We start from the raw sequence: 13,870 nt of genomic DNA, 5'->3' as shown, positions 1-13,870 counted from the left end.
TAATACAGCAGAACCTTCAGCCAAGAACAATGACAAGATCACACTTCAAAAACCTCATTTTTAACAGGAACTATTTCATTTTCTTCAGCTTAATGCTGGGGCTTCAGCTTTGGCCGGCTATGACACTGCAGGCCCAAATTCCCGGAGTTCAGTCTGAAACAGAAGAACCGGCAGAGCCGCAGTGGCCCGATGATGCCCTTGAGAGACGCACGCCCCGCAGCAGTATTGCCGGCTTTATTTCGGCCGTGGCAGAAAAAAATTACGAAAAAGCAGGGGAATATTTTAAAGTTCCCGAAGGTGAAGCTGAAGATGCCCGCAGCGCCAAACTGGCCCAACAGCTGGAAATTCTGCTCAACCAGCGAGGGCAAATCATGCCGTACTCCTGGCTTAGCAGGAATACTGAAGGGAGGCTAGATGATGATTTGCCCAATCACCTCGAGCGCGTGGGGACCATTCATACTTCCGAAGAAAGTTTTGACGTGCTGCTCGAAAAAGTTGAAGGCCCCGAAGGTGGCCCGCTTTGGTTGTTTTCAGATCAAACCATTCAATATATTGAAGAACTCTCTTCACTTGAAGACAACGTCTTGCTCCTAAACCGCATCATGCCCGATATTTTGGAGCGAAATGAATTGTGGGGGGCAAGCGTGGGCCAGTGGCTGGCCATTCTCCTTCTTGCTGCGCTATGTTATGCTCTGGCCTGGCTTATAATTCAGTTTTTTTTATACATCATCCCGCTGGTGTGGAAGAGGGCGCGTACCGAACCTACCTCGGGAGTGCTCCAGGCATTTGCCCTTCCTGTAAAATTGTACCTGGCCGTTTGGTTGTTTGTAATGACTTCAAACGAGATTGGAATTTCAATCATTCTGCGGCAAAGGTTTAGCGGACTCACCATTGTGGTTGGGCTGCTGGCATTTCTTATTCTTTTATGGCGTCTTGCCGAATTCCTCGGAACTTTCAGCACAAATAAAATGAGCTCCCGTGGAAACCTCTCGGGAGTATCGGTTGCTCTTTTTCTGAAAAGAGCAGCTAAAATTGCGATAGTAATCTTTGGTATTATTGCCATTTTAGGGGCAATAGGCTTTGATATCACTACAGGCCTGGCCGCATTGGGAATAGGTGGTTTGGCCCTTGCCCTGGGGGCGCAAAAGACTATCGAAAATTTTGTGGGCAGTGTGACCCTTATTACAGACCAACCTATACGCGTGGGAGATTTTTGTAAGGTGGGCGAAACTGTGGGGACCGTTGAGAAGATTGGGATGCGATCTACCAGGATCAGGACACTTGACCGTACCCTGATCACGATCCCAAACGGCGAATTCTCTTCCAGTAAAATAGAAAATTATGCCCACAGAGACAGGTTTTGGTTCCATCCTACCATTGCCCTGCGGTACGAAACTACCCCCGATCAAATTCGCTACCTGCTCGTTGAGCTCAGGGCCATTTTGTACGCACACCCCATGGTGACTTCCGATCCTGCCCGGGTACGTTTTACAGACCTGGGTGCAGACTCGATCAACCTCGAAATTTTTACCTATGTAAAGGTGAGCACCTTTGACGAATTTCTGGAAGTCAAGGAAGATCTTTTGTTGCGAATCATGGATGTGGTAAACGAAAGCGGAACCGGATTTGCTTTCCCATCGCAAACTATTTACTTCGGAAAAGACACCGGCCTTTCAAAGGAAAAATCGAAGTCGGCCGAAGAAAAGGTGCGCCAGTGGAAAGAAAAAGGCAGTTTGCAGCTGCCCAAATTCGATCCTGAACACATCAAGGAGATCGAAGACAAAATTCCATATCCTCCCGAAGGCTCGGCCGAACAGAAGAACAAAGGCACGGGTACCATTCCGGGACTGTAGATTCAGCGGAGTTTTTTCAGAAATATATACACCACTGCTGCATTAATTTTAGATTGTGCAGCAGTGGCCTGATATTTGTTAAAATTTATAATACTTTACAGTATCCACCTAAATTTTAACCAAATGAATATCATTCTACTCCTCCTCGTCTCCTCTTTTTTAAATATTTCTATGGAAGCCCAAATCGTTTCGGGCACAGTTACAGATGAAAACAACACGCCTCTTCCGGGGGTCAATGTAGTGATAGAAGGCAGTAAAACCGCCACTCAAACCAATTTTGAAGGGAAATATTCCATAGAGGCTGAAGAAGGGGATCGCCTTGTGTTTAGCTATTTAGGCTACAAAACAGCCAAAATTAAGCTGGGAAAAAATAAAGTGGTTAATGTATCTCTTAAACCTGATACTTCGGCACTGGAAGAGAGCATCATAGTATCGGGCGTAAATAATTCACAGCTGAGAATTCGCGGGATGTCTTCTCTGCCGCCACAGCGCGAATCTTATAACCGAATAGAAGAAAACACCTTTAAAAGCGTAAATACTTCCCCGCTTTCCACCTTTTCTATAGATGTAGATAAAGCTGCTTACAGCAACCTGCGTAGAATGATCAATAACGGGCAGAAAATTCCCAAAGATGCGGTTAAAATTGAAGAGATGGTAAATTACTTTGATTACGATTATGCCGAACCCGTGGATGAACACCCCTTTGCCATACACACCAAAGTGGCCGAAACGCCCTGGAACCATGAAACCCGACTGGTGAAAATTGCTTTACAGGGCAAGACCGTAGCCCTAAATGATGTACCTGCATCAAACCTGGTATTTCTTTTAGATGTTTCGGGTTCTATGAATTCTCCCAATAAACTTCCGCTTTTAAAATCGGCATTTAAGCTCTTAACTTCACAACTCAGGGAAGAAGATAAAGTAGCTATAGTGGTTTATGCCGGGGCAGCCGGCGTGGTACTGCCCGCAACCAAAGGAAGTGACAAAAAAGCCATTTTTGAGGCCATAGATAAACTAAATGCCGGAGGTTCAACGGCCGGTGGCGAAGGCATAGAACTCGCCTATAAGATCGCACAGGAGAATTTCATTAAAAATGGAAACAACCGCGTAATCCTGGCTACCGATGGCGATTTTAACGTGGGGGCAAGCAGTGACCGTGCCATGGAAGACCTCATCAAAAAACAGAGGGATACGGGAATTTTCCTTACCGCGCTGGGCTTTGGAATGGGCAATTATCAGGATTCAAAGCTCGAAACCCTGGCTCAAAAAGGCAATGGTAACCATGCCTATATAGACAGCATGCAGGAAGCAAAAAGAGTACTGGGAACAGAGTTTGGCGGCAGTATTTACACCATCGCCAAAGACGTAAAGATACAGGTGGAGTTCAATCCTGCAAAAGTACAGGCTTATAGATTAATAGGCTATGAAAACAGGCTGCTGAATGATGAGGATTTTAACGACGACAAAAAGGACGCGGGAGAGCTGGGCAGCGGCCATACGGTAACAGCTCTATACGAGATCATCCCGGCGGGCGTGCACAGCAACTACTTAAAAGATATTGATGACCTGAAGTACAGCAAGAGAAGCTCAAAATCTTCTTCGGAAGAATTGCTCACTGTTAAATTCAGGTATCAAAAACCTGAAGGTTCCAAAAGTATTTTGATTAGCAAACCTCTTGAAGCTACTGTAGAGCCTATGGATGCCGATTTCAAATTTGCTTCGGCAGTGGCCCTGTTCGGGATGCAGTTACGCGAATCGGAATTTACCAATAAGGCTCCTCAAAGCCTGGTGATCTCTCTTGCCAACGCAGGAAGAGGCCAGGATCGCGAGGGCTATAGAGCCGAATTTATAAGACTGGTGAAAACATTAAGTTCCGGGTCCCATTCCAGTAACGACCTTACAGAAATGGACTAAAACTTCATCATCAACTGATTTTATAAGTTAATTAATAAAGAGAATGGCCTTACCGGCAATTAGCTGCCCCTCTTTTTATACATTCACGTTAAATAACAAGCCTTCCAAATGCCATTTTTGGGAGGTAAAAAAAATTTCACCATGAGTTTTCAGGACAATATAAGATTAGGAAAAACCGAAGAACTGCAGCAACAAATCGAAGCCGATCCGGCTTTAGTGAACCTGAGAGACGCTAAAGGCTTCCCTCCCATTATACTCGCTACATATTTTGACCAGCCTGCAGTAGCCAGGCTTTTGCTTGAAAAAGGTGCCGAGGTAGACGGCAGGGATGCCGCCGGCAACACCGCCCTTATGGGAGTGTGCTTTAAAGGCAATATAGACATCACCAAAATGCTGATTGAAAAGGGAGCCGATGTAAACGCACGAAATTCGGGGGGCACTACCCCTCTTATCTTTGCTGCCATGTTTGAACAACTGGAAATTATTCGTTTACTACTCGAAAATGGAGCCGATAAAACTATGAGGGATGCACAGGGTAATTCAGCTTATGCCTATGCACAGCAGAAAGAGAATAAGGAGTTGATGGCAATTCTTAAAGAATAAGCCTCAGCATGAAAAAAACCAGATAATACGCCTGTTCTTTCATTTTTCGTAAAATTATTCCCTTAAAATTTACATAATTCGTTGGTTTTAAAAAGCTTTTCTTCTAATTTAGAAGGAAACCAACACAAATTATGATAGATAAAAAGATAAAAACCATGGCCCGAACCGGCTTTGTAGCCAAGGGAGTGGTGTATGGAATAATTGGAATATTAACCTTTAAAGCCGCCATTGATATGGGCGGCCAAAAAGCCGGTCAACTACAGGTGCTGGAGTTTCTCGAAAAACAGACATTTGGGAATATCCTGCTTGTGCTCATGGGCCTTGGTTTGGCCTGTTATGCTGCCTGGAGGTTTGTGCAGGCAATAAAAGATCCCGAAAATATTGGAGACGATAAAAAAGGAACTGCAAAAAGGATAGGTTTCTTTTGTAGCGGGCTCCTGTACCTGGGGTTAGGCGTACTCGCCACCCTCAAGGCTTTTGGTATGGGTCGTGGCAGTGGCGGAGGTTCCGGTTCTTCGGGCTCTGTACAACAGTCTTCCTTTCTGGCCAGTGAAACCGGCCTCTGGATTATTGGAATAGTTGGCGCAGGTATAATAATTGCCGGGATTTTTCAGTTTGTCAAGGCCTATAAGAATGATTACTACAAAAAATTGGGGCTGGCCGCTCTGGGCGAGCAAAAAAAGAGGGAAAGTATAAAGAAAACTGCAGAATTCGGCCTTAGCGCAAGAGGTGTGATCCTGGTGATTATAGGGTTCTTTGCTGTTAAAGCCGCTCTTAATTCCAATCCTTCAAATATCAAGACCACGCAGGAAGCTTTTTCCTTTCTTCAGGATTCTTCTTATGGCCCCTGGTTAATGGGAGTGGTGGCAGCAGGCCTTGTTGCCTATGCAGTTTACATGTTCCTAATGGCTAAATACAGAAGATTTCATGCCTAAAAAAATGGGGGATTTCACCTATATGAAAAGAGGAACCTATAGTAGTATTTTTACCCTGCCAATTAATAGATAAGTAATTTATTAAAGGCTTTTGTAAATTTTTAGAGTAAAGAAGAGAGATTGGGGGATCTCTCTTCTTTTTATATATCTGGCTGGTCTTTTTGAAAGATATAATTCACCGCCATTTTCGCGTGCAAATTTGTACTTTGTAACAAAGGAAGATCGGTGTCTTCTTCGTTAACTAAAATGGGCAGTTCTGTACATCCCATGATCACTGCCTGCGCCCCTCTTTCCTTTAGGAGCTGAATGTGGTCAAGAAAAAATGATTTTGCCGACTCCGTAAATTTCCCGCGGGTGAGTTCATGAGAAATATACTGGTGTATCTCGTCCATGAAATCTTCTTCTGGCACAATAACCTCAATCCCGAACTTTTCTTTAAGCCGCTTATGTAAAAAATCGCCCTTCATAGTAGGGCGCGTTCCAAGCAAGCCGAGCTTTTTATAGCCCTTGCTGCTTGCCTCCAGCCCAACAGCATCTGCAATATGCAAAATAGGAATAGAGATTTTATTGTGCACATATTCGTAGACAAGATGTGGTGTGTTGGCACATATCACTATGGCCCGGGCACCGGCAATTTCCAGTTTACGGGCTATATGCAAATAAGTGGTCTTAATTTTATCTACATCATGTTCCCTCATCAATTCTACATTAAGGCTGTATAAAATAAGGGGAGGGTTTGAATGGGTTCCGGTTCGTTTCCCGGCCATTTCGTTGATGAGCCGGTAATACACTATGGTTGAATGCCAGGAGGTGCCGCCAATTAATCCTAAAGTACGCATGAATGGAAAGTTTTTATAAAGGTAATTATATGCTTCCCGGGCAAGGGTGACCAAAGTCATTAAAAGAAAAAAAAGCATCCCGAAGGACGCTTTCTGCTATTTCGAAACCATTTTTGAGCCAAACAGGCTTACGAATTTACCTGAAATATATAGGCCCGATCAAATTGTTTCTTCATCCAGTTTTCAGGAATATTTATTCTGTTCTTTCGCCTTCCCATTGCGAAAATCCGCCAATGAGGTTGTAGGTATTTTTAAAACCTCTTTGATCCATTATAGCGCAGGCCTGCCCGCTTCTGTTACCACTTCGGCAATAGACATAGTAATTCTTGTCTTTATCAAGCTTGTCCAGCTCATTAAGAAATTCCTGGGCTTTGTGAATATCAATAATTTTTGCCCCGGGAATATAACCTTCTTCCACTTCCTGGTCAGTTCTCACATCCAGGATCACAGCATCCTCGTCCTGGGCTGCTTTTTCTCTCCACTCTTCCTGATTTAATTCTTTCATGCTTATTTCTTCTTTAAGTTGTATTCACAAATATAAGGATCACCGGCACTTTTTCAGCTCTTTTTACAGCCTAGATTTCCTCTTAAACTAGAAAAATTTTTCAAAAAATATTTTTTTAGAAAAATTTCCCTTATATATTTGCTATTCAAATGAACCTGATCAATAAAAATAACTGGTGGTGGAAGCACTTACGTCATTCGTCGTGAGCAACACCTCCTGTAATCATATACAAAGGCTTGTCAATCACGACAAGCCTTTTTTTATGGCCAAATTTCAGTAAAATCAAAAGAAACACATGTACCAACTCAACACCACCTATAAAAAGCTTCTCGCCGATACTTTTACGCCCGTAAGTGTATACCTCAGGTTAAGGGATATTTTCCCCAACAGCCTCCTCTTGGAGAGTAGCGATTACCACGGGAACGAGAACAGTTTTTCCTACATTTGCTGCAACCCTATAGCCAGCGTAAAACTCGAAAAAGGGCATTTTATTGAATCATTTCCTGATGGCACCTCTAGGGAAACTCAAATAACTCCCAAATTTGATGTGCCTGCTGCCATACACGGGTTCTCCCAAAAGTTCAAAACCAATGCCCCTCATTTTAACTTCATAAACGAAGGCCTGTTTGGTTACATCGCGTATGACGGGGTGCAGTATTTCGAAAAGCTGGATCTTTCAAAAAAGAAGGATGACCTTGAGATTCCCGAAATCCATTACGCGGTCTATCAAAATATTATCGCCATAAACCATTTCAATAACGAGGCTTACATTTTTGATCACAGCTATTCAGAAAAGAGCAACCTCGAGCAAATTGAGCAGCTGCTAAAAGTGAAGAATTTCTCTTCTTATTCTTTTTCTGCGGAAGGGGAGCCTGATTCAAACGAGACCGATGAAGGTTACCGCCAAATGGTTTTAAAAGCCAAGGAACATTGCCGCCGCGGGGATGTTTTTCAACTGGTGCTCTCCCGAAGGTTTTCCCAGGGATTTAAAGGCGACGAGTTCAACGTTTACCGGGCCTTACGGAATGTAAACCCCTCGCCCTATCTCTTCTATTTTGACTACGGAAGCTTTAAGATCTTCGGAAGTTCGCCCGAAGCCCAGCTGGTGGTCAAAGACGGAAATGCCGAAATTCATCCCATTGCCGGCACCTTTAAACGCACCGGAAATGATGAACAGGATGCCGTGAGAGCAAAAGATCTGGCCTCAGATGAAAAAGAAAACGCCGAACATGTGATGCTGGTAGACCTCGCCCGCAATGACCTAAGCCGAAGCAGCAAACAGGTCAAAGTTGAAAATTATAAGGAGATCCAGTATTTTTCCCACGTAATCCATTTGGTCAGCAAAGTTACTGGTGTGAAAAACTCCGATGTAAGCACCATGCAACTGGTAGCCGATACTTTCCCGGCTGGTACGCTAAGCGGGGCTCCAAAACACAAGGCCATGCAGCTCATTGAAAAATATGAGAATGTAAACCGCGACTTTTATGGCGGTGCCATTGGCTTTATGGACTTCAACGGAAATTTTAACCATGCAATCATCATCAGGTCTTTTCTGAGCAAAAACCACCGACTTTATTACCAAGCCGGCGCCGGGATAGTCTCCGGCTCAACTCCCGAAGGTGAATTACAGGAAGTATATAACAAAATAGGAGCCTTAAAAAAAGCTTTGGAGCTGGCTGAAGAAATCTAAAACCACCCCGCCCGTTGGGCACCCCTTCCTGGAAAGGAGGGGAATGAAAAGAAATAAAAAGATGAAAAATAATCTTGATATAACAAAAAACTCCCTCCCAATTATGGAAGGCCAGGGAGGGGCACCATCTGTCCTCGTGATCGACAATTACGATTCCTTTGTGTACAACCTCGTGCATTACCTTGAGGAACTTGATTGTAAAGTCACTGTGCGAAGAAATGATGAAATCAACCTTGAAGAAATCGAACAATACGACAAGATCCTCCTCTCTCCCGGGCCGGGGATTCCCGACGAAGCCGGACTTTTAAAAGAGGTCATCTCCACCTACGCTTCCAAAAAGAGCATTTTTGGGGTGTGTTTGGGGCAGCAGGCCATTGGCGAAGTCTTTGGAGGAAAACTCATCAATCTAAAGCAGGTGCATCACGGGGTTGCTTCCAAAATAAAATTGTGCGTGACCAATGAACCTCTTTACGACCAGCTCAACAACGAACTGGAGGTTGGCCGCTACCACTCCTGGGTAGTAGACCGCGAGCTGCCCGACTGTTTAGAGGCTACTTCATACGACGAGAACGGAGAGGTAATGTCCCTGCGCCACCGCGATTTTGATGTGCGCGGCGTACAATTCCACCCGGAATCGGTTTTAACGCCCGAAGGCAAGAAAATGATTGCCAACTGGATCAACAGTCCGGTAAAGAGATCTGCGGAAGGAAAAAATGAGCAGCAATCTGAAACCATTTAAAAGCATGAAAGAAATTTTAAACAGGTTGATCAACCACGAAACTATTTCAAAAGAAGAAGCCAGGAACGTGCTCATCAACATTTCTGCCGGAAAATACAACCACAGCCAGATTGCCGCTTTCCTCACCGTTTACATGATGCGCAGCATCACGCTCGAAGAACTGGAAGGTTTTAGGGACGCCCTGCTCGAAATGTGCCTTTCTACAGATCTTGCGCAGTATGATCCAATTGATCTCTGCGGAACAGGCGGCGATGGCAAGGACACCTTTAATATTTCAACTTTGGCGTCCTTTGTGACGGCAGGAGCAGGTGTAAAAGTGGCAAAACACGGGAATTACGGCGTTTCTTCGGGCTGCGGCAGCTCGAATGTGATGGAGCATTTAGGGATAAAATTCAGTAATGAACAGGATTTTCTAAAGCGCAGTATGGACGAAGCCGGAATTTGTTTCCTTCACGCTGCCCTTTTTCACCCGGCCATGAAAAATGTTGCCCCAATCCGTAAAGAACTGGCAGTAAAAACCTTTTTCAATATGCTGGGGCCCATGGTGAATCCGGCATTTCCCAAGAACCAGGTGGTGGGCGTGTTCAGCCTTGAACTGGCCAGGATGTACGCTTACCTCTACCAGAAAACCGATAAGAATTTTACTATTTTACACGCTCTTGACGGCTACGACGAGATCTCCCTTACCGGAAATACCAAAATGATCACCAATACTACCGAATCAATCCTAAAACCCGCCGATCTCCAGCTCAATACCATTGCGGCTTACGAAATTTCGGGAGGGAACACGGTAGAATCGGCCGCAGAGATCTTTATGAACGTGCTTAAAAATCAAGGTACGGCCGCCCAGGAGAATGTGGTTTGCGCCAATGCCGCAGTGGCCATAAACACCGCAAAAAACACAGGCCTGCAAAATGCCTTTTTAGAGGCCAAAGAAAGTCTGCGGTCAGGTCGCGCCCTTTCAGCCCTTGAAAAACTTCAGCAATTAAATTAAAGCTTAGCATGAACATACTTGACAAAATAGCAGCAAGAAAAAGAGAAGAGGTAGCATTTTTAAAGGAAGAAGTGCCTGCAGAATCCCTTCAACTCCTGCCCCATTTTAGCCGAAAGTGCATTTCTTTAAAGGAAAACCTGAAGAATTCCTCCACCGGGATCATAGCAGAATTTAAACGCCGTTCCCCTTCCCATCCTGAAATTAATTTGAAAGCCGATGTGGCCACAGTGACCGCAGGCTATGAAGCTGCCGGGGCCTCGGGCATTTCGGTGCTTACAGATGAAGAATTCTTTGGCGGCAACCTCGACGATCTTGCCATAGCGCGCGAAACAGTTAAACTTCCTTTGCTTCGGAAGGATTTTATGATCGATGAATACCAGGTTATTGAAGCAAAAGCCATGGGCGCCGATGTGATCCTGTTGATCGCAGCCATCCTGAAGCCTGAAGAGATCAAAAAACTTTCAAAAAAGGCAAAAGACCTGGGGCTTGAAGTACTGCTGGAAGTGCACAATGAAGAGGAGCTCAAAAATGCCATTTTTGACAGCGTAGATATGATAGGCGTTAATAACCGAAACCTCAAAACCTTCGAGGTGGACCTGCAAACCAGCAAAGATTTAGCTGAAGAGATCCCTGATAGTTTCATTAAGATCTCTGAAAGTGGGATTAGTGAAACTTCGGCAATTACAGAGCTTCAAAAAAGCGGATTTAAAGGATTTCTTATCGGTGGAAATTTCATGAAGACCCAAGATCCCGGAAAAAGCGCTTCAGAATTTATTCAGAAATTAAAAACCGAAGCCTGATGAACCTGAAACTGAAGATCTGCGGCATGCGGGAGCCCGAAAATATGAGCAGGATCGCGGCTTTAAAACCCGATTACCTGGGGCTCATCTTTTTTGACGGTTCTCCGCGCAATGTTGTTGGAGAAATATTTCAGGTAGACCAAAACATCAGGAAAACAGGGGTTTTTGTGAATGCTTCCGAAGAGAATATCCTGGAAAAGATCAAAAAATACCAACTTTCGGCACTTCAGTTACACGGAGATGAAAGTCCGGAGTTTATTCGCAGCCTGAAGCAGCAGATTTCCGAAGAAATTGAGCTCATCAAGGTATTCGGCATCAAAGAAGACTTTGATTTTGAGAAGTTACAGCCGTATGAAGCTATAGTGGATTATTTCCTTTTTGACACCCGCGGAAAGAACCGGGGCGGCAACGGCATTAGCTTCAACTGGGAAATCCTGGAAAATTATTCTTCAAACACGCCCTTCTTTTTAAGTGGCGGGATTGGGCCCGGTGATGCAGCCGCAGTAAAAGAACTTTACCATACCTTCCAAAAAAGGCAAAAAGAGGAGGTCTTTTATGGCATTGACGTGAACAGTAAATTTGAAACTGCCCCGGCAGTAAAAGACGCCGAAGCTTTGAAGACCTTCAGGGAACGGCTATACAATTAGAAATTATGAGTTATCAAGTAAACGAAAAAGGATATTACGGGGATTTTGGCGGCGCCTTTATCCCTGAAATGCTATACCCAAATGTGGAAGAACTGCGTTCCGGCTATCTGAACATCATGCAGGAAGAGGGTTTTCAGAAAGAATTCCGCCAGCTGCTGAAGGATTATGTAGGGCGGCCCACTCCGCTGTATTTTGCTGAAAGGTTCAGCGAGAAATTCGGTGCCAAAGTCTATTTAAAACGCGAAGACCTTTGCCATACCGGGGCGCATAAAGTAAATAACACCATTGGGCAGATCCTGATGGCAAAACGCCTGGGCAAAAACCGTATCATTGCTGAAACCGGGGCAGGCCAGCACGGCGTTGCCACTGCGACGGTTTGTGCTTTAATGGGCATTGAGTGCGTGGTGTATATGGGCGAGATTGACATTAAGAGGCAGGCGCCAAACGTGGCCCGGATGAAGATGCTGGGCGCTACGGTGGTGCCGGCAAAATCGGGCAGCCGAACATTGAAAGACGCCACCAATGAAGCCATCCGCGACTGGATCAACAATCCGGTAGACACGCATTACATCATTGGTTCGGTGGTGGGGCCTCATCCCTACCCCGATATGGTAGCCCGTTTCCAAAGTGTAATTTCTGAAGAGGTGAAAAAGCAGCTTCAGGAAAAGGAAGGCCGTGAAGCACCAGATCATGTGGTAGCCTGTGTGGGCGGAGGCAGTAATGCCGCCGGAATTTACTATCACTACCTCGACGATGAGAAAGTAAATATCATTGCTGTTGAGGCCGCCGGGGAAGGCATACTTACCGGAAAAAGTGCTGCAACTTCGGCTCTTGGCCGCGAAGGGATTATTCACGGCAGTAAAACCCTGCTCATGCAAACCGATGACGGGCAGATCACAGAACCTTATTCCATCTCTGCCGGACTGGATTATCCGGGGGTTGGGCCTTTGCATGCCAACCTGTTTAGGACCGGTCGCGGGAAATTTATTTCGGTTACCGATGAAGAAGCCATGGCTGCAGGGTTGCAGTTATGCAAGCTGGAAGGGATCATTCCCGCCATTGAAACAGCCCATGCTTTAGCCATTTTTGACAAGAGGAAATTTGAAAAGGATGAAGTGGTTGTGGTGAACCTTTCGGGGCGCGGGGATAAAGACCTCAACACTTATATTGAACATTTTAACTTGTAAGCTTCGTCATCCTGAACTGGTTTCAGGATCTAATGGAAGTTGAAATTCCCGATGGTTCGGGACAGCTTAACGTAGATATAAATCAAACCTAACAGGTTTTGAAAACCTGTTAGGTTTAAATCAGAATAAATGAACAGAATCAAACAAAAACTTCAGGAGGAGCCTTCAAAAAAGCTGCTTTCCATCTACTTTACAGCCGGATATCCTCAACCCGGAGATACGGTGACTATACTCAAGGAACTTCAGAAGAATGGAGTGGCCATGGTAGAAATTGGATTGCCATTTAGCGATCCATTAGCCGATGGCCCGGTGATACAAAGGAGTTCGGAAATTGCGCTGGAAAACGGCATGACCACCACCAAACTTTTTGATCAGTTGGAAAACATCAGGGAAACGGTTGATATTCCGTTGTTGATCATGGGCTATTTTAACCCGATACTTCAGTATGGAGTGGAGAAATTCTGCCGCAAGTGCAGTGAAACAGGCATTGACGGACTTATTATTCCCGATCTTCCGCTAACTGAATACGAGTTGCACTACAAGAGAATTTTTCAGCAGTATGACCTGCTTCCGGTGTTTCTTATCACTCCCCAAACTTCCGAAGAAAGAATCAGAAAGATCGATGAGGCTTCCGAAGGTTTTATTTATATGGTGAGCACGGCGGCGGTTACAGGCGGAACAGGAGGTTTTGGAGACACGCAAAAGGAGTATTTTACCAGGGTGTCAAAAATGGCATTAAAGAACCCTCTTATTGTGGGCTTTGGAATTAAGGATCACGAGACCTTTAGCACGGCGACTTCTCACACCAAAGGTGCCATTATTGGCAGCGCATTTATTAAACAGCTTAGCGAAAAAGGCACCGGCGGCATCGGGGATTTTATAAGTTCCATAAGATAAGCAATGCCTTTATTAACAAGGCTTTAATAGCAAAAAACCATGAGATTTTGTATCTTGAATTGAATTTAAAATTGATAGTTATGGGAAAGATTCAGGATAAACACGATAGCAGAAAGAGACGCAGTGATAATGACCCTTTAAGCGGGGAAATTGGAAACAGGGATATTGAAACTAATGATTTTGACATTGATGAAAAGACCATAAAGGATCAAAAAAACAAAAAATAATGAGCAGGCGGAAAAAAGAGACCAAAACCGGTAAAACTCC

At 44.7% G+C, this 13,870-nt stretch carries 14 protein-coding genes; 12 read left to right on the top strand and 2 right to left on the bottom strand.

The genetic code is table 11. The annotated features are described in order from the left end of the window. The first annotated feature begins 29 nt into the window (after positions 1–29). The 4 genes from JRG66_RS10765 to JRG66_RS10750 all read left to right on the top strand — a co-directional run bounded on the left by JRG66_RS10765 (position 30) and on the right by JRG66_RS10750 (position 5,305). A complete protein-coding gene (locus JRG66_RS10765; protein WP_265162773.1) occupies positions 30–1,853 on the top strand; it encodes a mechanosensitive ion channel family protein in 1,824 nt (607 codons plus the stop codon). A gap of 123 nt (positions 1,854–1,976) precedes the next feature. After that, entirely contained in the window at positions 1,977–3,767 is a 1,791-nt protein-coding gene (locus JRG66_RS10760; RefSeq protein ID WP_265162772.1) for a vWA domain-containing protein, read from the top strand. Positions 3,768–3,908: 141 nt separating this feature from the next. After that, the gene (locus JRG66_RS10755) at positions 3,909–4,370 is read left to right on the top strand and encodes an ankyrin repeat domain-containing protein (RefSeq protein WP_265162771.1); all 462 of its coding nucleotides are present in this window, start codon (positions 3,909–3,911) and stop codon (positions 4,368–4,370) included. 131 nt (positions 4,371–4,501) lie between these two features. Next, complete coding sequence (locus tag JRG66_RS10750; protein ID WP_265162770.1) at positions 4,502–5,305, top strand: DUF1206 domain-containing protein; 804 nt, start codon at positions 4,502–4,504, stop codon at positions 5,303–5,305. 140 nt (positions 5,306–5,445) lie between these two features. Here the strand turns inward: JRG66_RS10750 and JRG66_RS10745 are convergent, their stop codons facing one another. Beyond that, positions 5,446–6,144, bottom strand: coding sequence for an aspartate/glutamate racemase family protein (locus tag JRG66_RS10745; RefSeq protein WP_265162769.1), 699 nt, complete (start codon positions 6,142–6,144; stop codon positions 5,446–5,448). Positions 6,145–6,337: 193 nt separating this feature from the next. Beyond that, positions 6,338–6,649: a rhodanese-like domain-containing protein gene (locus JRG66_RS10740; RefSeq protein ID WP_265162768.1), complete on the bottom strand. Its 312-nt coding sequence runs from the start codon at positions 6,647–6,649 to the stop codon at positions 6,338–6,340. A 295-nt stretch (positions 6,650–6,944) separates the two neighbouring features. Between JRG66_RS10740 and JRG66_RS10735 the strand changes: the two genes are divergently transcribed. From JRG66_RS10735 to JRG66_RS10700, 8 genes are all read left to right on the top strand, one after another. Then, positions 6,945–8,339, top strand: coding sequence for an anthranilate synthase component I family protein (locus JRG66_RS10735; protein WP_265162767.1), 1,395 nt, complete (start codon positions 6,945–6,947; stop codon positions 8,337–8,339). Positions 8,340–8,442: 103 nt separating this feature from the next. After that, positions 8,443–9,078 (top strand): anthranilate synthase component II, encoded by a 636-nt coding sequence (locus tag JRG66_RS10730; RefSeq protein ID WP_265165436.1) that lies wholly within the window; start codon positions 8,443–8,445, stop codon positions 9,076–9,078. Positions 9,079–9,082: 4 nt separating this feature from the next. Then, the gene (gene trpD, locus JRG66_RS10725) at positions 9,083–10,072 is read left to right on the top strand and encodes an anthranilate phosphoribosyltransferase (RefSeq protein WP_265162765.1); all 990 of its coding nucleotides are present in this window, start codon (positions 9,083–9,085) and stop codon (positions 10,070–10,072) included. Positions 10,073–10,080: 8 nt separating this feature from the next. Then, on the top strand, positions 10,081–10,872 hold the full coding sequence (gene trpC / locus JRG66_RS10720; protein WP_265162764.1) for an indole-3-glycerol phosphate synthase TrpC: 792 nt from the start codon (positions 10,081–10,083) through the stop codon (positions 10,870–10,872). Beyond that, positions 10,872–11,519 (top strand): phosphoribosylanthranilate isomerase, encoded by a 648-nt coding sequence (locus JRG66_RS10715; protein WP_265162763.1) that lies wholly within the window; start codon positions 10,872–10,874, stop codon positions 11,517–11,519. Before trpC ends, JRG66_RS10715 begins: the two co-directional genes overlap by 1 nt. Positions 11,520–11,524: 5 nt before the next feature. Next, complete coding sequence (gene trpB / locus JRG66_RS10710) at positions 11,525–12,706, top strand: tryptophan synthase subunit beta (RefSeq protein WP_265162762.1); 1,182 nt, start codon at positions 11,525–11,527, stop codon at positions 12,704–12,706. A gap of 129 nt (positions 12,707–12,835) precedes the next feature. Next, positions 12,836–13,603 (top strand): tryptophan synthase subunit alpha, encoded by a 768-nt coding sequence (trpA, locus tag JRG66_RS10705; RefSeq protein WP_265162761.1) that lies wholly within the window; start codon positions 12,836–12,838, stop codon positions 13,601–13,603. Between the two features lie 80 nt (positions 13,604–13,683). Beyond that, on the top strand, positions 13,684–13,830 hold the full coding sequence (locus JRG66_RS10700; RefSeq protein ID WP_265162760.1) for a hypothetical protein: 147 nt from the start codon (positions 13,684–13,686) through the stop codon (positions 13,828–13,830). Positions 13,831–13,870 lie beyond the last annotated feature (40 nt).

It is taken from the genome of Salinimicrobium tongyeongense, assembly GCF_026109735.1.
Classification (GTDB): Bacteria; Bacteroidota; Bacteroidia; order Flavobacteriales; family Flavobacteriaceae; genus Salinimicrobium; species Salinimicrobium tongyeongense.
This window is presented reverse-complemented; position numbering and strand designations above follow the sequence as displayed.